At 65.1% G+C, this 20587-nt stretch carries 22 protein-coding genes, 1 tRNA gene and 1 pseudogene; 16 read left to right on the top strand and 8 right to left on the bottom strand.

The annotated features are described in order from the left end of the window. The first annotated feature begins 38 nt into the window (after window positions 1–38). The 8 genes from cbiE to AC0L18_RS06825 all read left to right on the top strand — a co-directional run bounded on the left by cbiE (window position 39) and on the right by AC0L18_RS06825 (window position 7166). Entirely contained in the window at window positions 39–1268 is a 1230-nt protein-coding gene (gene cbiE, locus AC0L18_RS06860; protein ID WP_473491224.1) for a precorrin-6y C5,15-methyltransferase (decarboxylating) subunit CbiE, read from the top strand. Then, the gene (locus AC0L18_RS06855) at window positions 1265–1762 is read left to right on the top strand and encodes a cobalamin biosynthesis protein (RefSeq protein WP_473491223.1); all 498 of its coding nucleotides are present in this window, start codon (window positions 1265–1267) and stop codon (window positions 1760–1762) included. Before cbiE ends, AC0L18_RS06855 begins: the two co-directional genes overlap by 4 nt. Continuing rightward, on the top strand, window positions 1759–2523 hold the full coding sequence (gene cobM, locus AC0L18_RS06850) for a precorrin-4 C(11)-methyltransferase (RefSeq protein WP_473491221.1): 765 nt from the start codon (window positions 1759–1761) through the stop codon (window positions 2521–2523). Before AC0L18_RS06855 ends, cobM begins: the two co-directional genes overlap by 4 nt. Further along, window positions 2520–3338 (top strand): uroporphyrinogen-III C-methyltransferase, encoded by an 819-nt coding sequence (gene cobA / locus AC0L18_RS06845; protein ID WP_473491220.1) that lies wholly within the window; start codon window positions 2520–2522, stop codon window positions 3336–3338. The genes cobM and cobA overlap by 4 nt, the downstream gene beginning before the upstream one ends. Next, window positions 3335–4645, top strand: a complete 1311-nt coding sequence (locus AC0L18_RS06840; protein ID WP_473491219.1) for a cobyrinate a,c-diamide synthase — start codon at window positions 3335–3337, stop codon at window positions 4643–4645. Before cobA ends, AC0L18_RS06840 begins: the two co-directional genes overlap by 4 nt. Before the next feature lie 63 nt (window positions 4646–4708). Continuing rightward, window positions 4709–5488, top strand: coding sequence for an adenosylcobinamide-GDP ribazoletransferase (cobS, locus tag AC0L18_RS06835; RefSeq protein ID WP_473491217.1), 780 nt, complete (start codon window positions 4709–4711; stop codon window positions 5486–5488). 24 nt (window positions 5489–5512) lie between these two features. Beyond that, window positions 5513–6523, top strand: a complete 1011-nt coding sequence (cobT, locus tag AC0L18_RS06830) for a nicotinate-nucleotide--dimethylbenzimidazole phosphoribosyltransferase (RefSeq protein WP_473491216.1) — start codon at window positions 5513–5515, stop codon at window positions 6521–6523. Window positions 6524–6629: 106 nt separating this feature from the next. Continuing rightward, window positions 6630–7166, top strand: coding sequence for an MgtC/SapB family protein (locus AC0L18_RS06825; RefSeq protein ID WP_473491389.1), 537 nt, complete (start codon window positions 6630–6632; stop codon window positions 7164–7166). Window positions 7167–7296: 130 nt separating this feature from the next. Here AC0L18_RS06825 and AC0L18_RS06820 read toward each other — a convergent pair. Together AC0L18_RS06820 and AC0L18_RS06815 are read right to left on the bottom strand one after the other, a co-directional pair. Further along, window positions 7297–7372: transfer RNA gene (locus AC0L18_RS06820), tRNA-Lys, on the bottom strand. A gap of 372 nt (window positions 7373–7744) precedes the next feature. Continuing rightward, window positions 7745–8656, bottom strand: a complete 912-nt coding sequence (locus AC0L18_RS06815) for a PhzF family phenazine biosynthesis protein (protein ID WP_473491215.1) — start codon at window positions 8654–8656, stop codon at window positions 7745–7747. Between the two features lie 126 nt (window positions 8657–8782). Between AC0L18_RS06815 and AC0L18_RS06810 the strand changes: the two genes are divergently transcribed. The 4 genes from AC0L18_RS06810 (at window position 8783) to AC0L18_RS06795 (ending at window position 12370) form a co-directional block, all read left to right on the top strand. Continuing rightward, window positions 8783–10075 carry an efflux RND transporter periplasmic adaptor subunit gene (locus AC0L18_RS06810; RefSeq protein ID WP_473491214.1) on the top strand — a complete coding sequence of 431 codons (1293 nt, stop codon included), beginning with the start codon at window positions 8783–8785 and terminating at the stop codon, window positions 10073–10075. 4 nt (window positions 10076–10079) lie between these two features. Beyond that, entirely contained in the window at window positions 10080–10784 is a 705-nt protein-coding gene (locus AC0L18_RS06805) for an ABC transporter ATP-binding protein (protein ID WP_287138178.1), read from the top strand. 2 nt (window positions 10785–10786) lie between these two features. Continuing rightward, window positions 10787–12004 (top strand): ABC transporter permease, encoded by a 1218-nt coding sequence (locus tag AC0L18_RS06800; RefSeq protein ID WP_473491213.1) that lies wholly within the window; start codon window positions 10787–10789, stop codon window positions 12002–12004. Between the two features lie 123 nt (window positions 12005–12127). Continuing rightward, complete coding sequence (locus tag AC0L18_RS06795) at window positions 12128–12370, top strand: hypothetical protein (protein ID WP_473491212.1); 243 nt, start codon at window positions 12128–12130, stop codon at window positions 12368–12370. A 28-nt stretch (window positions 12371–12398) separates the two neighbouring features. Here the strand turns inward: AC0L18_RS06795 and AC0L18_RS06790 are convergent, their stop codons facing one another. Together AC0L18_RS06790 and AC0L18_RS06785 are read right to left on the bottom strand one after the other, a co-directional pair. Then, window positions 12399–13115, bottom strand: a complete 717-nt coding sequence (locus AC0L18_RS06790; RefSeq protein ID WP_473491211.1) for a hypothetical protein — start codon at window positions 13113–13115, stop codon at window positions 12399–12401. A gap of 12 nt (window positions 13116–13127) precedes the next feature. Further along, window positions 13128–14240 (bottom strand): endonuclease/exonuclease/phosphatase family protein, encoded by a 1113-nt coding sequence (locus AC0L18_RS06785; protein WP_473491210.1) that lies wholly within the window; start codon window positions 14238–14240, stop codon window positions 13128–13130. Between the two features lie 160 nt (window positions 14241–14400). On the opposite strand from AC0L18_RS06785, the gene AC0L18_RS06780 reads away from it, so the two are divergent. Then, on the top strand, window positions 14401–14967 hold the full coding sequence (locus AC0L18_RS06780) for a BA14K family protein (protein ID WP_473491209.1): 567 nt from the start codon (window positions 14401–14403) through the stop codon (window positions 14965–14967). 164 nt (window positions 14968–15131) lie between these two features. Next, on the top strand, window positions 15132–15416 hold the full coding sequence (locus AC0L18_RS06775; protein ID WP_473491208.1) for a PilZ domain-containing protein: 285 nt from the start codon (window positions 15132–15134) through the stop codon (window positions 15414–15416). 198 nt (window positions 15417–15614) lie between these two features. Here AC0L18_RS06775 and ilvC read toward each other — a convergent pair whose 3' ends face one another. Continuing rightward, entirely contained in the window at window positions 15615–16634 is a 1020-nt protein-coding gene (gene ilvC / locus AC0L18_RS06770; protein ID WP_473491206.1) for a ketol-acid reductoisomerase, read from the bottom strand. Window positions 16635–16761: 127 nt separating this feature from the next. Continuing rightward, window positions 16762–17424, bottom strand: a complete 663-nt coding sequence (locus tag AC0L18_RS06765) for a TetR/AcrR family transcriptional regulator (protein ID WP_473491204.1) — start codon at window positions 17422–17424, stop codon at window positions 16762–16764. A 132-nt stretch (window positions 17425–17556) separates the two neighbouring features. Here AC0L18_RS06765 and AC0L18_RS06760 point away from each other — a divergent pair, with 132 nt between their 5' ends. Continuing rightward, a complete protein-coding gene (locus AC0L18_RS06760; RefSeq protein ID WP_473491203.1) occupies window positions 17557–17985 on the top strand; it encodes an anthrone oxygenase family protein in 429 nt (142 codons plus the stop codon). Between the two features lie 36 nt (window positions 17986–18021). On the opposite strand, the gene AC0L18_RS06755 is transcribed toward AC0L18_RS06760, so the two are convergent. Then, window positions 18022–18474 (bottom strand): MarR family winged helix-turn-helix transcriptional regulator, encoded by a 453-nt coding sequence (locus AC0L18_RS06755; RefSeq protein WP_473491202.1) that lies wholly within the window; start codon window positions 18472–18474, stop codon window positions 18022–18024. Between the two features lie 98 nt (window positions 18475–18572). On the opposite strand from AC0L18_RS06755, the gene AC0L18_RS06750 reads away from it, so the two are divergent. Then, the gene (locus AC0L18_RS06750) at window positions 18573–19334 is read left to right on the top strand and encodes a glutathione S-transferase family protein (RefSeq protein WP_473491200.1); all 762 of its coding nucleotides are present in this window, start codon (window positions 18573–18575) and stop codon (window positions 19332–19334) included. Here AC0L18_RS06750 and AC0L18_RS06745 read toward each other — a convergent pair. Continuing rightward, window positions 19297–20525 (bottom strand): annotated as a pseudogene (locus AC0L18_RS06745) (FAD-dependent oxidoreductase). The gene AC0L18_RS06750 and the pseudogene AC0L18_RS06745 overlap by 38 nt on opposite strands. Window positions 20526–20587: the final 62 nt, after the last annotated feature.

Below are 20587 nucleotides of genomic sequence, written 5' to 3'. Positions count from 1 at the left end.
GGAGAAGGTGCCGGCAGGCGGATGAGGGGCGGCGCCGCATGTCAAACAATAAACAGCCGACACCAAAATGGCTCACAATCGTCGGCATCGGCGAGGACGGTGTAGCGGGTCTCGGCGACGAGGCCAAGCGGCTGATCGCCGAGGCCGAATTCGTCTTCGGCGGCACGCGCCACCTTGCGCTCGTCGTGTCGCTCGCCAAAGGCGAAGCCCGTGCCTGGCCGACCCCTTTCGATGCCGAGATGCGCGACGTGCTGGCGCTTTCCGGCAGACGCGTCTGCGTGCTGGCGTCGGGCGATCCGTTCTTCCATGGGGTCGGCGCCACACTCGCCCGCAAAATTCCTCCCCAGGAGATGCAGGTCATCCCCGCCGCTTCTGCCTTCTCGCTGGCCGCCGCCCGCCTCGGCTGGGCGCTGCAGGATATCGAAACCATTTCGCTGCACGGCCGCCCGCTCGACCTGATCCGGCCGTTGCTGCATCCGGGCACCCGCATCCTTGCGCTGACCTCGGATGGCGATGCGCCGGCGGCGATTGCGCGCCTGTTGACCGAACTCGACTTCGGCGTCTCGCGGCTGACGGCACTGGAGGCGCTGGGCGGCCCGAACGAAAGGTTTCGCTCGGCGCGGGCGGACGCATTCGACATCGAAAAAATCAATCCGCTCAATGTGCTGGCGGTCGAAGTTGACTCAATTTCGGATGCACGCATCCTGCCGCTGACATCGGGCGTTGCCGATCATTTGTTCGAGCATGACGGCCAGATCACCAAGCGCGAAGTGCGCGCCATCACCCTGTCCGCCCTCGCCCCCAGGCGCGGCGAGTTGCTGTGGGACATCGGCGCCGGCTCCGGCTCGATCGGCATCGAATGGATGCTTTCCCATCCGACGATGCGCGCCATTGCCATCGAGGCCGATCCAACCCGCGCCGCCCGCATCCGCCGCAACGGTTCCGCCTGCGGCGTTCCCGATCTTGCCGTCGTCGAAGGCTCGGCGCCGCAGGCGCTCGCCGGATTGGAGACGCCGGACGCGATCTTCATCGGCGGCGGGGGCAGCGATACCGGCGTGCTGGAAACGGCCCTCGAGGCGCTGCCTGCTGGCGGCCGGCTGGTCGCCAATGCGGTGACGCTGGAGATGGAGGCGCTGCTTCTCGCCCGTCACGCGTCGCTCGGCGGCGATCTCACCCGCATCGCACTATCCCGCGCTTCGCCGGTTGGCTCGATGCAGGCCTGGCGGCCGGCCATGCCGGTCAGCCAATGGAGCTGGGTCAAGCCATGATGGTCGCGGGCATCGGCAGCCGCAAAGGCGTGAGTGTGCAGGACGTTCTTGCCGCCATAGAAGCCGCGCTTGAAGTTCATGGGCTGGCGATGACGGCACTGTGTGCCTTGGCGACGACCGAATTCAAACGCAGCGAAGTGGCCATTCTTGCTGCCGGCCGTAAACTCGATCTCCCGGTCATAGTGGTGGATGTTGCTGGCTCTGAACCGTCGCTCCCCCTCACCCGGCCTCCGCTTCGCTCGGCCGACCTCTCCCCGAGGGGAGAGGAGATCACGCACGCTGGCGCCAGTCTCTTCTCCCCAGCGGGGAGAAGGTGGCCCGAGGGGGCCGCTTTGCTCAGCCGTTCCGACCTGTCGCAGGCGCGTGCCGGCACGCCGTCGGTTTCCGAAGCGTCAGCGCTTGCCGCCGCCGGCAAAGGCGCAAAACTGCTCGGGCCGCGCACCGTGCTTGGCCCGGTCACCTGCGCCATCGCCATCAGCGGAGACGCCGCATGACCGTCCACTTCATCGGCGCCGGTCCCGGCGCGGCCGACCTCATCACCTTGCGCGGCAGCCGGCTGCTGGCAAGTTGCCCAGTCTGCCTCTATGCCGGCTCGATCGTCGCCCCGGAATTGTTGCAGCACTGCGCGCCCGGCACGAGGCTGATCGACACCGCGCCGATGTCGCTCGACGAGATCGAAGCGGAATATGTGGCGGCCCACCAGGCCGGCCACGATGTCTCCCGCCTGCATTCCGGCGACCTGTCGGTGTGGAGCGCCGTCGCCGAGCAGATCCGCCGGCTGGAGAAGCACGGCATCGCCTATACGCTGACGCCGGGCGTGCCCTCCTTCGCGGCTGCCGCGGCAGCGCTTCGCCGCGAGCTGACCATTCCCGAAGTCGCGCAAAGCCTGGTGCTGACCCGCATCTCCGGCCGCGCGTCCAAAATGCCGCCCGGCGAGACGCTGGCCGGCTTCGGCCGCACCGGCGCGACGCTGGCCATCCACCTTGCCATCCACGCCATCGACCGGATCGTCGCCGAGCTGACGCCGTTCTATGGCGCCGATTGCCCGGTAGCGATCGTCTTCCGCGCCTCCTGGCCGGACGAGCGCGTGCTGACCGGCACGCTGGCGACGATCGAGGCGCAATTGGCCGCCGACCCGATGGAGCGCACGGCCATCATCTTCGTCGGCCGCTCGCTGGCGGCGGAAGGCTTTGGCGAGAGTTCACTTTACGACGCCCACTACCAGCGGCGTTTTCGCGGACGGGACGGATTGTGAACGACGGCACCGGAAACAGCGGTGGAAACACCACGATCGAACAGGCTTTGGCCCGGCTGAACTTCAAGCCGCGCCAGCTTGAGCCCGGCCATGTCTGGCTGGCCGGCGCCGGCCCCGGCGATCCCGGCTGCCTGACGCTGGAAGTGCTGGCCGCACTTGGGCAGTGCGATGCCCTCGTCTACGACGCACTGGTCTCTCCCGATATCGTGGCAGTGGCGTCGGGCGCCGAGCTTTTTTACGCCGGCAAGCGTGGCGGCCAACCGTCGATGAAGCAGGACGACATCACCGCTTTGCTGGTGCGGCTGGCGCACGAGGGCCGCCGCGTCGTCAGGCTGAAGGGCGGCGACCCTTATATTTTCGGCCGCGGCGGCGAAGAGGCGCTGGCGCTGGCGCGCGAAAACATCCCGTTCCGCGTACTGTCCGGCCTGACTTCGGGCCTCAGCGCGCTTGCCGGGGCCGGCATCCCGGCCACCATGCGCGGCATCAACAAGGCGGTGATCCTGGCCACCGGCCACGCCGCCGGCACCGACGACGACCTCGACTGGGCGGCAATCGCCCGCACCGGCCAGCCGGTCGTCGTCTATATGGGCATGGCCAATCTGCCGCTGATATCAGCCTCGCTGCTTGGCGGCGGCCTGCCGCCTTCGACGCCTGCTGCAGTGATCGTCGCCGCGACGACGCCGCAGGAGCGCATCGTCGTCGCCACGCTTGCCACCATCGCCGAGGAGGCGGCCGCCGCCGGGTTGACCGCGCCGGCGCTGATCGTCGTCGGCGGCATCGTCGCGATGCGCGCGGCATTGGCGGGCGAGCCATGACCCGCGCGATCATCATCGGCGCGCCGCGCTCGGGCTCGGGCAAGACCAGCGTCACCATCGGTATATTGCGCGCGCTCGCCCGGCGCGGCCTGATGGTGCGCGGCGCCAAGTCCGGCCCCGACTATATCGACCCCGGCTTCCACACCGCTGCGACAGGCCTTTCCGGCGTCAATCTCGACAGCTGGGCGATGCCGCCTGATTTGCTCAACGCGCTGGCCGGCGACGCAACTGAAGATGCCGATTTCATCTTCCTCGAAAGCGCCATGGGCCTGTTCGACGGGATTCCGGCTGCTCCAGGCCGCACCGGCTCGGCCGCAGACCTTGCCCGGCTGTACGGCCTGCCGGTGCTGCTGGTGCTCGACGTTTCCGGACAGTCGACCACGGCGGCAGCCGTCGCCAAGGGTTTTGCCAGCTATGACCCTGATGTGCGCATGGCCGGCGTCGTGCTCAACCGGCTGGGCAGCGAACGTCACCGCCGTCTCTGCAGCGACGCCATCGAGGCGATCGGCCTGCCGGTGGTCGGCGCGATCCTGCGCGATCCCTCGCTCAACCTGCCGGAGCGGCATCTCGGCCTCGTCCAGGCCGGCGAATACGAGAATTTGATGGTGCATCTCGACCGGCTGGCCGACATGGTCGAACGCTCGCTCGACCTCGACGCCATCATGGCGCTGGCGGCGCCATTCGCGCCCGCTTCCGGCAGTTTCGACGACGCGCTGCCACCGCCCGGACAACGCATCGCACTGGCAGAGGATGCCGCCTTCACCTTCCTCTATCCGCATGTCGCCGCGCATTGGCACAAGGCAGGGGCTGAAATCATCCGCTTCTCGCCGCTTGCCGACGAAGCGCCCGGCGAAAATTGCGATGTCTGCTGGCTGCCCGGCGGCTATCCCGAGCTTCACGCCGGCCGCCTTGCGGCGGCTGCGAATTTCAGGGCCGGCATCGAGGCGTTTTCGGCAACACGGCCGGTGCATGGCGAGTGCGGCGGCTTCATGGTGCTTGGCAAAGCGCTGGAGGACGCATCGGGCGAGACGCACGCGATGCTCGGCCTGCTCGGCCACTCGACCAGTTTTGCCAAGCGAAAGATGAATCTCGGCTACCGCGAGGCGCGGCTGCGCGCCGATTGCCCGCTGGGAGCCCAAGGCGCGCTGATCCGCGGCCACGAATTCCACTACGCACAGATGATTGCCACCGGCAGTGACGAATCGTTGGCCGACCTCGCTGACGGCCAAGGCAATCCGCTCGGGGCCTCCGGTTACCGGCGCGGCCATGTCAGCGGCACATTCTTCCATGCCATTGCGAGAGGCTAGAGCACGATCCCGAACCGGAGGACCGCGCCAGCGAAAAGTGGGAACCGATTTTCGGAATAGATCATGCTCAAACTCGAGGACATGCCCCCTTCGCTTCGCCAAGCGCTCGAAGACATCGCGCTCTGTGTCGTCTTCTTCACACGGCTGCCGCTGCCGGTCATTGATTTCCGGGACCGCAGCCTTGCTGCCGGGATCTGGGCGGCGCCGGTCGCTGGCCTTGCCGTCGCTCTGATCGGCGCCCTGGTTTACGCGGTCGGGACCTGGCTCGGCCTTGCCGCCGGCCCGGCAGCAGCACTGACCTTGGCCGCGACCTTGCTCGCCACCGGCTGCATGCATGAAGACGGGCTTTCGGATGTCGCCGACGGCTTTGGCGGCGGCAAAACGCGCGAGAAAAAACTGGAGATCATGCGCGACAGCCGCATCGGCGCCTATGGCGCCTGCGCGCTCGCCCTGTCGCTGCTTATCCGCTGGAGCGTGCTTTCGGAATTCGCCGGCCCGGCCCAGATGTTCTGGGCTCTGATTGCCGCGCATGCCGCCTCGCGCGGCTTGTTCGGCGCTTTCATGCATCTTTTGCCGGCGGCGCGCAGCGACGGCCTCTCGGCCGATGCAGGCCCCGTCTCGGCCGAAACCGCCATTGCCGGCGCCGCGCTCGGCGCCGTCGCGCTGCTGGCGCTAGGGTTCGGTGGCGCGGTCGCCGCGCTTATCCTGCTCGGCCTGTTGTTTGCCGCGTTCCGCGAGCTGTGCCGCAGCCAGATCGGCGGCCAGACCGGCGATACGGTCGGCGCGCTGCAGCAGTCTGGCGAAATCGCAATCCTGCTCGTCGCTTCCGCTTTCCTTTCCTGACTCTGTTTCGGAGATTTTTGCCCCATGCCTTTCAAATCGCTTGATGAATTGCGAGCGGCCTGCCTCGATCTGCCTGCCGGCAGCGAAGCCGCGGCAAATGCTGTCGACCGCCGCCAGGACACGCTGACCAAGCCGCAAGGCAGCCTTGGCCGATTGGAAGCCATAGCCGCATGGCTGGCCCGCTGGCAGGGCCGCGACATGCCGCAGCTCGACCGCGTCAAAGTGTTCGTCTTTGCCGGCAACCACGGCGTCACCGCACAGGGGGTGTCGGCCTTCCCGTCGGAGGTCACCGTGCAGATGGTGGCGAATTTCGCCGGCGGCGGCGCCGCCATCAACCAGCTTGCCCGCATTGCCGGTGCGGAGCTCGATGTCATTCCGCTCGACCTCGATTATCCGACCGGCGATTTCACGCAAGTGCCGGCAATGGACGGCGAAGCCTTCCTCGCCGCCGTCTCGGCCGGCTACGCCGCGGTGACAAAAGACCTCGACCTCGTCTGTTTCGGCGAAATGGGCATCGGCAACACCACGCCGGCGGCCGCCATTTCGGCCGCCCTTTTCGGCGGCGGCGCGGAAAAATGGACCGGGCGCGGCACCGGCGTCGACGATGCCGGCCTGGTGCGTAAGATCACCGCCATCGAGGCCGGCCTCAAGCGCCACGCCGAAGCTCTTGCCGACCCGCTGGGGATCGCAGCAGCCCTTGGGGGGCGCGAACTCGCCGCCATTTTCGGTGCGACGCTGGCGGCGCGCCATTCAGGCGTGCCGGTGCTGCTCGACGGCTTCGTCTGCACCGCCGCCGCCGCACCGCTGGCGAGATTGCACCCGGCCGGCCTCGCCCACACACTTGCCGCCCATGTCTCGGCCGAATCCGGCCATCGCCGGCTGCTCGAGGCGCTCGGCCTGCCGCCGCTGCTCGACCTCGGCATGCGGCTCGGCGAAGGCTCCGGCGCCTGCCTCGCCGTCAACATCGTCCGCTCGGCGCTCGAATGCCATGCGCGCATGGCAAGCTTTGCCGAGGCCGGTGTTTCGGAGAAGTAATCTCGTCAACCTGAATCAAGTCTCGGCCGATTGCTCGATGGATCACGGCAGCCCTGGGGAACCTGGCCGGCCCGAGCACGTTGTGGCCGGTCAGCCCGGGTTACGCATGCAACAGCTTTTCCAGGAATTCGGCCATCCGACATACGTCCCGTTTCCCGTCATTGCGGCGAGGCTTCTGCTGGCGTCGATCTTCGGTGCGGCGATCGGGTTCGAACGCGAATGGCGAAATCGGCCTGCCGGGCTTCGCACCCATATCCTGGTCTGCGTGGCAGCGGCTACCTTCGGTATTCTGACGATTGAAATCATTCACGCGCCGATGTTTCAGCAGGATTCCGTGAGGGTCGATCCGATTCGTGTTGTCGAAGCGGTTACCGCCGGCGTCGCGTTCCTTGCTGCCGGAACGATTTTGTTTTCGAAAGGCGAGGTTCACGGGCTGACGACCGGTGCAGGCATGTGGCTGTCCGGGGCAATTGGCGTGGCCTGCGGGCTCGGTCTGTGGCAAGTGGCGGCGCTCGGCACGCTTTTGGTGCTGGTCGCGGCAGGCCTTCTCTACAGTTTTGCCCACAAGTCCGGTATTGGCGAGAAAGCCGGACCAGAAAAGCCCAAGTCGGAAGAAGACGTGCCCAAGCCGCCCAAAGGCTGAGGCTGCAACTGGGGCTGAGGCTGCAACTGGAACCGAACGCGAATTGGAAACCAACCGTCGGGATTGGGAACCGCTATGTTCGCGACACTCTTTCCAGGTAGCGAAAAGCGGGTAATATCAACGGATTAAATGGTGGGTGCGACAGGGATCGAACCTGTGACCCGCTGATTAAGAGTCAGCTGCTCTACCAACTGAGCTACGCACCCACTCGCCGGTAAAACCAGCGTCGGCGGGCATATAGCCGCCGCCATCCGCCATGTCCAGCCCTGCCGGATTCATTTCCCGACAAATCGCGCCGGGTTTCGTCATCCTAGGGCGGAGCGAACGCGAAGCGGAGCAGAGACCCTAGGATCCATGCCGTAACAGTCGCCCAAAATGCAGCGGTGTAGAATGCGCTCATGCGCACAAGAGCCGCACGGTTTCGATCTGAGAGCCCACCACTGCAGAAGACGGACGGCTGCATGGAAACCTAGCCCGCACCGCCGGAGCACGGCCGCTCGGTTACGGCATGGATCCTAGGGGGTCTCCGCGACGTCGCTTCGCTCCTGCTACGCCCTAGGATGACGAAGGATGGTGTGTCAGACGAACAGCTTGCCTTCCGCCACCTTGACGGCATGGCCGCCGATGCGGGCGGCGGCCAGTTTGCCGCCTTCGACATTCAGTTCGAGGCGGATGCGCGAAGGCCGCCCCATCTCCAGCCCTTGTTCGATCCAACGCTGGGAAACACCCTCTCTCGGGCCGTCGAAATGCATGATCGCGCCGGCGAAGGCGGCGGCCGCCGAACCGGTCGCCGGATCTTCATAGGATGGATTGCCCGGCACGATCATGCGGACATGGAAGGCGCTGTCGTGGTTCACCGTCTCGCGGCAATAGACATACGGGCTGGCGAGGGCCCAATCGCTCTTGCGGGGCGCCAGTTCCGACCACGCCTGGTTATCCAGCCTTATCCGGGCCGCCGCCTCCAGATCGGCGACCGGAATGGTCACGTAGGGCACGCCGGCCGACCAGAACGAGACGCGGTGGTTTTCGAAGCCGACTTCGTGCGGCCCCAGGCCAAGTGCCGCCCCGATCGCTTCCGGGTCGGCGGACAATTCCAGCCGCTCCGGCAGCTTGGCCAAGTCGAACTCGGCAAAGATGGCGCCATCGTGCTTGCTGACGGCGCAGCGCACCGGGCCGATATTTTCTTCCAGGACGAAGATGCCGGCGGTGTCGCCATCGCCAGCCATTTCGGCAAGCGCAATCGCAGCGCCCACCGTCGGATGGCCGGCGAACGGCATCTCATACTCGGGTGTGAAGATGCGGATGCGGGCGCGGTGCTTGGGATTGTCGGGCGGCAGCACGAAAACGGTTTCCGACAGGTTGAACTCGCGCGCGATGGCCTGCATCGCCGCCGTGCCCAGCCCTTTGCCGTCGAGAACGACGGCCAGCGGATTGCCGGCCAGCCGCTCGGTGGTGAACACGTCGTAAAGCAAGTAATTCCGGGTCAGCATTGTAGAAAGCCTTCTGCCTCAATCCCAACAGGGGCCCAAACATGGGCGAAATTTAATTTGATATTTGAACCATTCGGCCTGATCAGTGCACCGGTTGGGACATCACTGGTATTATAGGGGTCCGGCGTGGACCAGATTGTCAATCTGCCAAAGACGGAATCCACTTCCGACATAAAGACGGCACTCGGGCTCGACCGCCTGGGTCTGAAGAAGAAACGGCGTCGCGGCTGGCTTTATGGCCTGCTTGTGCTGGTCGTCGTCGCCGCAAGCCTGGCGGGGTACCAATGGTATGCCGCGTCTCCCGCCAAGATCGACTATACCACTGTGCCGGCCGCTGTCGCCGATCTCACGGTCGAAGTATCGGCGACCGGCACGCTGCAGCCCCTCACCCAGGTCGACATTTCGAGCGAACTGTCCGGCGTCGTCCGCTCGGTCGCGGTCAACGAGAACCAGCAGGTGAAGCAGGGCGATGTGCTGGCGGCGCTCGACACCGCCAAGCTGGAGGTGCAGATCGAGCGTGCCGAGGCTTCCGCCAAGGCGGCGGCCGCCAATGTCGAGACCGCCATCGTAACCCTCACCGAAAACGAAAGGGCGGTTGCGCGCGCGGCGGCGCTCACCAAGCGCGGCATGGCGACTGACCAGTCGCTTGAAGCGGCGACAGCGACGCGCGACCGCTCAAAGGCAGCGCTCGACAGCGCCAAAGCCAATCTGGCCATCGCCAATGCCGATCTCAAGGCGCAGCAGACGGACTTCGCCAAAAGCACCATCTATGCGCCCATCGACGGCATCGTTCTGACGCGCTCGGTCGATCCCGGCCAGACGGTTGCCTCCTCGCTGCAAGCGCCGGTGCTGTTCGTCATCGCCGCCGACCTGAGGAACATGGAGTTGAAGGCAGCGGTCGACGAGGCCGACATCGGCGCGGTCAAGCCCGGCCAGCATGCCCGCTTCACCGTCGACGCCTTTCCCGAGCGGCCGTTCGATGCCGAGATCCGCGACATCTCCTATGCTTCGGTCACCACCGACGGCGTCGTCACCTACGACGCGCGGTTCGAGGTCGACAACAACGAGCTTCTGTTGCGGCCCGGGATGACTGCCACCGTTTCGGTCGTCACCAGGCAGGCCAAGGGCGTGCTCACCGTGCCGTCGACAGCTTTCCGCTACCGGCCGGCGGTATCTGCTGCCCGAGCGTGGAGCCTGAGCGACCTGTTCACGGGCCGTATGGGCCGTCCACGCGGCAACCGCCAGCGCCAGGCGACGGCGCAGCCCACCGACGGTTCGCGCACGCTCTACGTGCTGGAGAACGGCCGGCCCCGGCCGGTCAACGTCAAGGTCGGCTCCACCGATGGCGAGCTGACCGAGATCACCTCCGGTCTCGCAGAAGGTGCGCAAGTCATCACCGCAGCGCAGCAGCGGAGCTGAAATCATGTCAGGCTCGCTGCTCATCACCTTCGACAAGGTCTGGAAAAGCTATGGCCAGGGCGAGGCCACGGTGCATGCGCTGGCTGGCGTCGATCTTGCCATCCGCAGCGGTGAATTCGTCGCCATCATGGGTCCGTCCGGCTCGGGCAAGTCGACGGCGATGAACATCATCGGCTGCCTCGACACACCGACGGCCGGAACCTACAGCTTCATGGGCATCGATGCTGGCCGCCTCGACCGCAACCGCCGCGCCATGCTGCGCAATCTCTATGTCGGCTTCGTTTTCCAGGGCTACAATCTCCTGCCGCGCACCACCGCGGTGGAGAATGTCGAACTGCCGCTGATCTATCGCGGCGTCGCCGCCCGCGAGCGTCACGACCTCGCCATGAAGGCGCTGGCCGAGGTCGGGCTTGTCGGCCGCGAGCACCACACGCCGGCCGAGCTCTCCGGCGGCCAGCAGCAGCGCGTGGCGATCGCACGCGCCATCGTCACCAGGCCGACGCTGCTCGTCGCCGACGAGCCGACCGGCAATCTCGACACCGCACGTACGCACGAGATCATGGAGCTGCTGACGCGGCTGAACACCGAGCTTGGCCTGACCATCGCCATGGTCACCCACGAGGCCGATGTCGCTGCTTATGCCGAGCGCACAATTCGCTTCCTCGACGGCCACGTCGCCTCCGATGCCATGAACCTCGAGGTGGTGTAACCATGATCTGGGAAACCGTCCGCCTCTCGCTGCTTTCGGTGCGCCGCAATGTGCTGCGCTCGTTTCTGACGCTGCTCGGCATCGTCATCGGCGTTGCCGCCGTCATCGCCATGCTCACCATCGGCTCGGGCACCACCGAAAAGGTAAAGGCCGACATTTCCAAGCTCGGCAGCAATTTGCTGGTTGTCCGCCCCGGCCGCCCGGCCGGGCCCGGCGGACCGGGAGGGCTCGACCAGGCCACACGTCCGCTCGGCAGCAAGGAACTTGCCGCGCTTGTCGCACATTTGAGCGGCGCCCGCGCCATCTCGCCCGCCTCGCAAAAGCAGGTCCGCGTCATATCAGGCACCGAAAGCCTGACGTCGGGTGTCACCGGCACCGACAGCGCCTATCTCGATGCGCGCGACTGGAAGCTGATCTCGGGCCGACCGTTCAGCGATTCGGAAATCCGCTCGGGCACCGGCGTCTGCCTGATCGGCGAAACCGTGCGCCAGCAGTTCTTCGGCGCCGGCGACCCCGAAGGCGAGATCATTCGCGTCAACCGCACCTCGTGCAAGATCATCGGCCTGCTCGAGCCAAAAGGCTATACCGGCTTCGGCCAGGACCAGGACAATGTCGTGCTGATGCCGCTCGCCGCCTACCAGCGCCGCATCGCCGGCAACCGCGACATCGACTCGATCTACGTCGCCGCCGACGACGGGACGGCGACCACCGAGCTGCTGCCGCGCGTCGAGGACATCTTGCGCGATGCACGCCGCATCCCGCCGGACCGCGAAGACGACTTCTCGATACGCGACATGACCCAGATCGCCGACGCCATGGCGAGCGCCACCACGACGATGACCGGCATGCTGGGAGCGGTCGCCGGCGTCAGCCTGTTGGTCGGCGGCATCGGCATCATGAACATCATGCTGGTGTCGGTGACCGAGCGTACCCGCGAGATCGGCATAAGGCTGGCCATCGGCGCGCATGAAAAGCACATCCTCATCCAGTTCCTGGTCGAGGCCACCGTGCTGTCGCTGCTCGGCGGCATCATCGGCATCCTGATCGGCCTGGCGCTGGCCGGCCTCGCCTCGCTGACGCTGGCGATCCCGTTTGCGCCAAGCCCGGCGGTGATCCTGCTCGCCGTCGGCTTCTCGGCGCTGATCGGCATGGTGTTCGGCTTCTTCCCGGCGCTGCGCGGCGCGCGGCTCGATCCGATCGACGCGCTGAGGCATGAATAGCGCGGCGCAGCGTGCGTCGCCTTCAGATGTCCCCAAAATTTTGGCGCGGCCGTCGCCCTGCCCCTGTCGCGGAACAGCCCGCGGTGCTAGCAATCGCCTTGGGGATATGGGGGGAATAGTGGGATGAGCAAGAAAGAGCGAGTGGCTTTGGTGACGGTGATCATCGAGGCCGCATTGGCGGGGCTTTGGTGGTACTTGGCCAGCTATGGCATGGCCAACCCCGATCATGTCACCGCCGATTTCCAGCAGGTTGTCGGTCAGACGATGGGAACGACGATGGGTGCGCTGCTGGGTATCGGCGTCATCCTGTTTTTCGTCGCCGCCCGCAACGACCGCAAAACCATCGAGAACAAAATGCGTCGTTAACCCCTGTCGGCAAACTCCTGTCGACAAACTATCCCTCGCCGGCAAAATGCCACTCGATCAGTGGCTTCATGTGCGACATCAGCCCGTCCGGCAGGTCATCGGCACTGCGGATGATGACAGGCCCGTCGATCTCCGGCTCTGCCTCGGTGGCGACAAAGGCGCTGATGCGCTGCGCGACCTCGTCGGCGGATGCAATCTCGCGATAGCGGCGAAAGATCACCGTGCCGGTTGCCGTCGACAGGGCATAGTAGCGCCTGCCGCGCGCCGCGCCGGCAAGGTCGAGGCCGGTTTCTTCCCGCACCTCGCGGATCATGTTGAAGTCGACATCGACAAGGCCGTCGCGGAAATCGGTTGGCTCGAACGAGCCGGCGGCGAAGTAGACGCGACCGGCATTGACGGTGTGCGACGCCATGCGGATCGCCACCAGCGCATTGTCGCCGGCGACCAGCATGGCATGGGCATAGGCGTGCTCGGCCCCCGCCACCTGGCGATTGCCGCGCCAAAGCATGAAGGTCGAGTAGCGCACCGCATGACAGCGGCCGACGAGGCTGCTGTCGCGATAGCGGAGCGCCGAAAGCAGCACCACGGTGCCGTCGAACAGCGCCGGGTTGGCTGCGGTCTCGCGCCGCCAATTCTCGGCGATCGCTTGCGCATTGTCGCGTTCGAACGGATGCGGGCCGGGGTCGAGCCTGACGTCGACGGCGTCGACCGGAAGGATGATGTTGCGCGGCAGGTCGAAGCTCAACGAAAACGATCCTCAGGTCATTTCAAGGGTGATCGCCACAGGACAGTGGTCCGACGCCTTCGGCCGGTCCCAGCCGCAACGCGGAAACCGGTCCACCTCCTGGCCTGCCGGAAAGATCGTGCGCCAGGGCTGGCCGTTGCGGATGATGTCGGGAACGGCGGTCGCGTTCCTGGCTGCCAGTGCCTTCGACAACAGGATGTAGTCGAGCTGGCACAGATGCCGCTCCTGCGGCCCGCGCGTATGGTACAAGGTCCAGCGGTCCATTTCCGGGCGCCGCTCGACCGCATTCTCGCAAAAGCCGCCGGCGGTGAGCACGTTGAGGCAGGACTGGCTCTCGTCGATCACCTCGAAGCGGTAGCCGTCAAAGGCGTCGCCGGAGATCTTCACGCGCTGCCGATAGTCGTTCATGTCGCCGCAGATCGCCCAATATTTGTCGGCGGCGTGATCCCCACCGAAACGCTCCTCGATGATCCGGCGCACCGCTTGCGCCTCGGCGATGCGCAGCGGCATTGTCGCCTGGCGCCCATCGAGGCCGTTGCGGGGCGAGCCCATCGACTTGAAATGCACCAGATAGAGCGTCAGCGGCACGCCGCCGACGGTCAGGTCGATTTCCAGGCAGTCGCGCCGGAAGATGCGCTGGTTGGCCTGATGCCCGAACGCTGCCAGTTCCGGCGTGTGCAGGCCGAACTGCTCGAACGTGACATAGGCGTGGCTTGTCATGCGCACGAATTCGATCGGCTGGGCCTGCGCGGTCTCGTTGCGCATCATCACGGCGACGTCGATGCCGCGCGAATCATTGCCGGCGGTGGTGTATTTCTGGCGGTAGCCATGCCCGACCATCCTGAACAGATAGCCGTGTTCGAAAGCCTTCAGCGCCTCGATATTGTCGACCTCCTGCATGCAGATGATGTCGGCGCGGGTGGCGGCGATGGCCAATGCCGTCAGCTGGCGCGTATCGTCGGATTGCGCGATCGCCCGCGCCTGCTCCAGCATCTTGTATTCGGCCTCGCTCTGGATGTCGAAGAGCGCCAGCGTGCGATCCTCGTTGAGCTGGTTGCGGTATCCGGAAAAATCGAACCTGTTCATCAGGTTTTCGACATTGAAGGTGGCGAGGCGCAGCGACATGGCGGTGACCTTTGCCCACAAGCGCGGCCGAAAACAAGGGCCCGCCCCTGCCGGTCATGGTTGACGAAACCTTTCCGTTCATCCTCCGTTCAGGCGCGAAGCTGCATGAATGACATTCTTCATCGCCGGGCGTGGGGCCTGAGATCTCTTGGAGAGTGCAATGAACCCGCTCTTTTCTTTTTCTGTCAGATCCGGGCTGCTGGCTCTGGGTCTGATGGCCGGCCTGTCGGCCCCCGCGTTCGCCGGGCCAATTGCCAAACCCGTGCTGCCGATGCCGGCCAACGCCGTCGCCCCCGAGATTGTGCCTGTCCGCGAAAGCTGGGCCGGCGGCAACGACAGGCGGAGCGAATGGCGCTGGCGCAATCGGCAGGGCGGCCGGGAGTGGCGCGGTGGCAATGATCGGAGATGGCGCGGTCGCGACGAAGCCTGGAGATGGCGTGACCACGACGACCGGCGCTGGCGCCACCGTCGTCATCACCGCCGTCACTTCAATGATTCCGCGATCTATTTCGGCCTGGGTCTCGGGCTGCCCGCCTACAACTATTATAGCGGGCCGAGCTATTATGAGCCGCGCTACTACCCGCCTCGGCGTCAGTATCGCACGGAGCGGCTTTCCAGCGCCCATGTCCGCTGGTGCTACGATCGCTACCGGTCCTATCGCGCCTGGGACAACACGTTCCAGCCCTATGGCGGTCCGCGCCAGCAGTGCTGGTCGCCCTATAGCTGAGTGGTGCGACTGATGAACTCCAACGGCGCCGCTCCCTCGCGGCGCCGTTTTTCATCTGACCCACCTTCTTCTGAAGCCCTTTGCGTCCTTTTCTGCGCGACGATAACGCTATGTTTATCAGGCGGGCCTAATTATCCTGCCGATCGCACCAGGGATTATGCGCGATGGCTGAAGACGAAAACAGGGACAAACGCAGGCAGCGCGTCTTCAAGGGCGCGACGATCCTGACCGGCATCACCAGGTCCGAGGTCACCTGCACGGTGCGCAACATGCATGACGGCGGCGCCGAATTGATGGTCTCGATCGACGCTCGCGTGCCCGACGAGTTCCTGCTCTATGTGCCGACCGACGGCATCGCCTACAAGGCAGTGGTCCGCTGGCGCCGCGAGGACCGCATCGGCGTGATGTTCACCGGCACCGAGCCAAAGCCCTCCTGGCACTACGGCTAAATCCCCTGAACCGCATTCTCCAACCAGCCAACCACACGGCCTTCATGTAAAAAGCCGGCGGAGCGCTCCGCCGGCTTTTTCCTGAATTGCGGATTTCGATCAGTTCTTGGCCTTGTCGACCAGCTTGTTCTTCGAAATCTCCCGCGCGCCCGCAGGGCGAAGCCCGAGGACGCGCAAGGAAACGAACGTGGATTTCGATCAGTTCTTGGCCTTGTCGACCAGCTTGTTCTTCGAAATCCACGGCATCATCGCGCGCAGCTTGGCGCCGACTTCCTCGATCTGATGGCTGTCGTTGTTGCGGCGGATGCCCTTGAAGCGCGACATGCCGGCACGATACTCCTGCATCCATTCCGAGGTGAACTTGCCGGTCTGGATATCCTTCAGCACGCGCTTCATCTCGGCCTTGGTCTCGGCGGTGATGATGCGCGGGCCCGAAACATATTCGCCCCATTCGGCGGTGTTCGAGATCGAGTAGTTCATGTTGGCGATGCCGCCTTCGTAGATCAGGTCGACGATCAGCTTGACCTCGTGCAGGCACTCGAAATAGGCCATTTCCGGCGCGTAGCCGGCTTCCACCAGCGTCTCGAAACCGGCGCGGATCAGCTCGACCAGGCCGCCGCACAGGACAACCTGCTCGCCGAACAGATCGGTTTCGCATTCCTCGCGGAAATTGGTCTCGATGATGCCCGAACGGCCGCCGCCGACGCCGCAGGCATAGGACAGAGCGAGATCAAGTGCATTGCCCGAAGCATCCTGGTTGACCGCGACCAGGCACGGCACGCCGCCGCCCTTCTGGTATTCGCCGCGCACCGTGTGGCCAGGCCCCTTCGGCGCGATCATGACGACGTCGACCGAGGCCTTTGGCTCGATCAGGCCAAAGTGCACGTTGAGGCCGTGGGCAAAGGCGATCGCCGCGCCATCGCGGATGTTCGGCGCGATTTCGGATTTGTAGATGTCGGCCTGCAGCTCGTCCGGCGTCGCCATCATCATCAGGTCGGCCCATTTGGCGGCTTCCGCCACGCTCATCACCTTGAGCCCGTCGGCCTCGACTTTTTGGGCGGTCGCCGAGCCGGCCTTGAGGCCGATGGCGATTTCCCCAACGCCAGAATCCTTGAGATTGAGCGCATGCGCCCGGCCCTGGCTGCCATAGCCGATGATGGCGACCTTTTTGCCCTTGATCAGGTTGAGATCGGCGTCGCGATCGTAATAGACACGCATTTTTCTTCCTTCCCGTTTTTGAATTCAGAGCATGATGCCGAAAAGTGTGAAGCGGTTTCGGACGACATCATGGTCTATCTCTTTGATTTAGAGCCGGATTCAGATTTCAGGTCGACTTGACCTGAAATCATCCGGCTCTAGAGGCCTTGCGGCCCGGTTTTGCTCCGTGAAGAGCGAGAAACTGCTGCGTCGCCCGGACGGCATCGCCGCCAATCGCCGCATCAGTCAATTTTAGCCGGTCGCCGAGCAGCAGGCGGATCTGCACGTCGCGGGCGACCAGCCCGAAAAAGGTGCGGAATGCCGCTTCGGCATCCGAGAACTCGAGAAGCCCGGCCTGCCGGCCGGCCTCCAGCACCGGCTTCAGGCGCCGGGCCAGCGCGAATCGCCCGTTCTCCAGCACGATGGCGCCAAGATCGTCGTTCCCCGACCCGGCACGGCCAATGGCGACGCGGTTCAGCGCGATCGATGTGTCGCTCGAAATCACCTTGAGCCAGTCCGAAGCGAAACGTGCGAGGCTCACCGTCAGCGAAGCAAGGGTAAGCCCCTTGCCGTCGACCGGCACCACCCGCACCTTGGAGGCCTGCCATTGAACAATTGCCGTCAACAGCCCGTCGCGATCGCCGAACCATTTGTAGAGCGTTTCCTTGGAACAGCTTGCCCGCCGCGCCACCGCGGTCATGGTCAACTGATCGCCCTCCTCGACCAGCAGCCGAAGTGCGGCGTCGAGCACGGCTTTCTGCCGCTCGGTCAGCGCTTCGCTGGTGTCGATGTCGACGCTTGCTTGCAACAAACTCTTTTCCTGCTCGATAAAAGCGGCGGCCAGGGCCGTACCGTACGTTACGGTTCGGCGTGTCTATGACGTATTGCCGGACCCGAGGCAAGCCCTATCTCCGCTTTTTGACCGGCTGTCGCGGAGAGAAAAATGCTCGCCGGCCTGCTTGCGTTGACTGTTGCCGCCGCTTTCGCGGGCGCCGCCATCTATATCAGCGTTGCCGAGCAGCCGGCGCGGCTTCGCCTCGACGACCGTGCACTGCTGCAGGAATGGCAGCCTTCCTACAAGCGCGGCGCCGCCATGCAGGCGTCGATTGCCGTCGTCGCCTGTGTTCTTGGTGTCGTTGCCTGGTGGCAGACCGGCAGTCTCGCCTATCTCACGGGGGCGGTGCTGATCATCCTGCCATGGCCATGGACGCTGATCGCAATGATGCCGACAAACCGGTTGCTGGAGGCGATGGACGCGGCCGCCGTCAATCCGCAGGCGCGGGCGCTGATCGTCAAATGGGGCAATCTGCATCTGGTTCGCGTCATGCTTGGCGTGCTGGCGGCACTGGCATTCCTCTGGGGCAGTGCCTGACGGCTGCAAGCGACCTTCAGCGCCAGCCGGACCACATCACTCCGGCATCGCCGGATGACGCAGCCGTCCGAGCAGAGCCGACAAGGTTTCCAGATCATCATTGGAGAGCCTGGCGCCGACCAGCTCGGCGATCGATTGTCCGTAGACGGCCCACATCCGGCGGCGCATCTCGCGCCCCTTGCCGGTGATGCGGACCGTCTGTCCGCGACCGTCATCGGCAACCCTGAGCTTCTCGACCAGCCCGTCCGCTTCGAGCCGCGCCAGCAGCCGCGAGACGTTGTACTGCGCAAACAGGGTGCGCTCGATCAGCTGGAACGGCCGCAAGCCGCCCTCGCCGGCTTCGGCAAGCTCATGCAGCACGTCGTACCAGGCAAGCGGCGGCAAGCCGGCGTCCTTCAGCGCGTCTTCGGCTCGTTCCAGCAGCTGGCGCGAAACGCGCATCAGGCGCGCCCAGGCTTTGATGGCCGCCGGCGAGGGATTCTCCGTCATGATGCAGCATAGGCGATAGATGCAATTGCATCAAGCTTGCCAATGGATGCAAATGCATCTATATAGATGCAACTGCATTTATATCGGAAGGCACTGCCATGAAACATGAAATCTGCGAGATCGTCGACATTCCGGAGACGGGCGGTCTGGTGACCGACAAGCTCGTTCTCGTCAGCCACCACCTTTGTCCCTATGTACAGCGCGCGGCGATCTCGCTCTGCGAAAAGGACGTGCCGTTCGAACGCCTCACCATCGATCTCGCCAAAAAACCGGCCTGGTTCAAGGCGATATCGCCGCTCGGCAAGGTACCGCTGCTGCGCGTGCAGCAGGACGGCGAGGAAACTGTGATATTCGAATCGGCGGTCATCCTCGAATTTCTCGAGGAAACGCTGGCCAACCCACTGCATCCTGCCGACCCGCTGGTCCGCGCCCGGCATCGCGCCTGGATCGAGTTCGGCTCGGCCATTCTCAACGCCATTGGTCGGTTCTATTCCGCTCCGACCGAGGCCGCCTTTCTTGCCGAAAGCGAAGCTCTGTCGGCAATGTTCGATCGTCTCGAAATAGAACTGGCGGCTGGCCGGGCTGGGCCATGGTTTGCCGGCGAGCGCTTTTCACTGGTCGATGCAGTCTATGGGCCAGTCTTCCGCTATTTCGACGCCTTCGATCGGATCGGCGCGTTCGGCATCCTGAGCGGAAAGCCGCGTGTCGAGGCCTGGCGAAAGCGATTGCACGAACGCAAGTCGGTGAAGGACGCCGTCACCCCGGACTATCCACAGCGCCTTCATGCATTCCTGCAAGCGAAGGGTTCGCACCTTTCGAAACTCATCCGCCGCAGCGAGGCGGCCACCGCGCTTCCTTGATACCGATCCGCCTGAACGGATCGACCACGGTTCCAGCCACCATCGAGGCAAGGATGTTTGGCGCCGGCGGGATTTTTGCCACCGACGCCACCAGCCTGTCGCGGACGAACGGCATCACGGTCGAGTCCGACTGGTAGAACGGCGTCAGCATCAGCGACAGCGCCTGAAAGACCCGGACATGCCATCGCCGCGCCCGGACATAGACCTCCAGCGCCGTATCGACACGATCCGTTCCTATGAGCGCATAGTTGAGCGCCGCCGCGTCGAGCAGCGCCATGTTCGCCCCTTGCCCGAGCTGCGGGCTGGTCGAATGCGCCGCGTCGCCGATGATCGCCCATCGCCGTCCGGCCGGCACCTTGAGCGTGTGATGGCCGTAGCGCGCCAGCGAAAGCTGATCGAAACTGTCGATCTGGCGCGTGAACGCCTCGCATTCGGGCCACAGCCGAACCACCCTCGCCTTCCAGGCGTCGAGGCCTGTCGCCCTGACCTGCTCTGCGTCCGCTCCAGAAGAACGCCGCCATCTTCTCGGCGCCCGGTTCCGGCGCGCCGATCGGCAGCACGCCGATCATCACGCTCGCTCCGTCGTAGCGCTGCAGCAGCGCGTGTTCGTCGAAACCGTCGCCGCGCCAGCCGAGCGACGCCCAGAACGCGCCATAGGCGAGCGGCCGCGGCTCCCCCGAATTCCCTACGCGCTGCCGCAATCTGGAGCGCGAACCGCTGGCATCGACGACCAGATCGAACGGCCCTATCCTTCGCCCGTTGCCGCAGATCAGCGTTGCCCGTTCGCCGGTTTCCAGCGTCTCGAGCTCGACGCCGGTTTCGATGGCGATCGCCTCGCGCCGGACGGCGCGGAAAAGCACGCCGAACAAGGCCGCCCCGGTGCACCGCCAGCCCGAAACGACTGCGGCGCTGCGCAGCATAGCGGACGTCGAGCGCGGTGCGGCCGGTTTTCGCGTCGGCGCCATGCAGGCGGTCGATGCGGCTGCCCAGCGCCAGGATGTCGGCGAGCACACCAAGAACGGCAAGCACCGTCAGCCCGGTCGGCTGCAGGATCAGCCCGGACCCGACCGGCTTTGGCTCGTCGAAGCGCTCGAAGATAGTGACCCGATGCCCGGCACGCTTCAGATAGAGCGCCGCGGCCAGCCCGGCCGGGCCGGCGCCGGCAATCGCGATGTCCAGAGAATTGCCCATTGCCGCCGAATCGTCTCGCCCAGGCCGGACAATCCTTCAGCGCTATCGGCAAATCAAGCCAT

It is taken from the genome of Mesorhizobium sp. WSM4819 (assembly GCF_055811215.1).
The sequence above is the reverse complement of the archived record's forward strand: the minus strand, read 5'-3'. Positions and strand labels throughout refer to the sequence as shown.

Bases quoted from the DNA above. Each gene is read 5' to 3' on its own strand.
- cbiE (WP_473491224.1), top strand. From the start codon at position 39: ATGTCAAACAATAAACAGCCGACACCAAAATGGCTCACAATCGTCGGC.
- AC0L18_RS06855 (WP_473491223.1), top strand. From the start codon at position 1,265: ATGATGGTCGCGGGCATCGGCAGCCGCAAAGGCGTGAGTGTGCAGGAC.
- cobM (WP_473491221.1), top strand. From the start codon at position 1,759: ATGACCGTCCACTTCATCGGCGCCGGTCCCGGCGCGGCCGACCTCATC.
- AC0L18_RS06840 (WP_473491219.1), top strand. From the start codon at position 3,335: ATGACCCGCGCGATCATCATCGGCGCGCCGCGCTCGGGCTCGGGCAAG.
- cobS (WP_473491217.1), top strand. From the start codon at position 4,709: ATGCTCAAACTCGAGGACATGCCCCCTTCGCTTCGCCAAGCGCTCGAA.
- cobT (WP_473491216.1), top strand. From the start codon at position 5,513: ATGCCTTTCAAATCGCTTGATGAATTGCGAGCGGCCTGCCTCGATCTG.
- AC0L18_RS06825 (WP_473491389.1), top strand. From the start codon at position 6,630: ATGCAACAGCTTTTCCAGGAATTCGGCCATCCGACATACGTCCCGTTT.
- AC0L18_RS06815 (WP_473491215.1), bottom strand. From the start codon at position 8,656: ATGCTGACCCGGAATTACTTGCTTTACGACGTGTTCACCACCGAGCGG.
- AC0L18_RS06805 (WP_287138178.1), top strand. From the start codon at position 10,080: ATGTCAGGCTCGCTGCTCATCACCTTCGACAAGGTCTGGAAAAGCTAT.
- AC0L18_RS06800 (WP_473491213.1), top strand. From the start codon at position 10,787: ATGATCTGGGAAACCGTCCGCCTCTCGCTGCTTTCGGTGCGCCGCAAT.
- AC0L18_RS06795 (WP_473491212.1), top strand. From the start codon at position 12,128: ATGAGCAAGAAAGAGCGAGTGGCTTTGGTGACGGTGATCATCGAGGCC.
- AC0L18_RS06785 (WP_473491210.1), bottom strand. From the start codon at position 14,240: ATGTCGCTGCGCCTCGCCACCTTCAATGTCGAAAACCTGATGAACAGG.
- AC0L18_RS06780 (WP_473491209.1), top strand. From the start codon at position 14,401: ATGAACCCGCTCTTTTCTTTTTCTGTCAGATCCGGGCTGCTGGCTCTG.
- AC0L18_RS06775 (WP_473491208.1), top strand. From the start codon at position 15,132: ATGGCTGAAGACGAAAACAGGGACAAACGCAGGCAGCGCGTCTTCAAG.
- ilvC (WP_473491206.1), bottom strand. From the start codon at position 16,634: ATGCGTGTCTATTACGATCGCGACGCCGATCTCAACCTGATCAAGGGC.
- AC0L18_RS06760 (WP_473491203.1), top strand. From the start codon at position 17,557: ATGCTCGCCGGCCTGCTTGCGTTGACTGTTGCCGCCGCTTTCGCGGGC.
- AC0L18_RS06755 (WP_473491202.1), bottom strand. From the start codon at position 18,474: ATGACGGAGAATCCCTCGCCGGCGGCCATCAAAGCCTGGGCGCGCCTG.
- AC0L18_RS06750 (WP_473491200.1), top strand. From the start codon at position 18,573: ATGAAACATGAAATCTGCGAGATCGTCGACATTCCGGAGACGGGCGGT.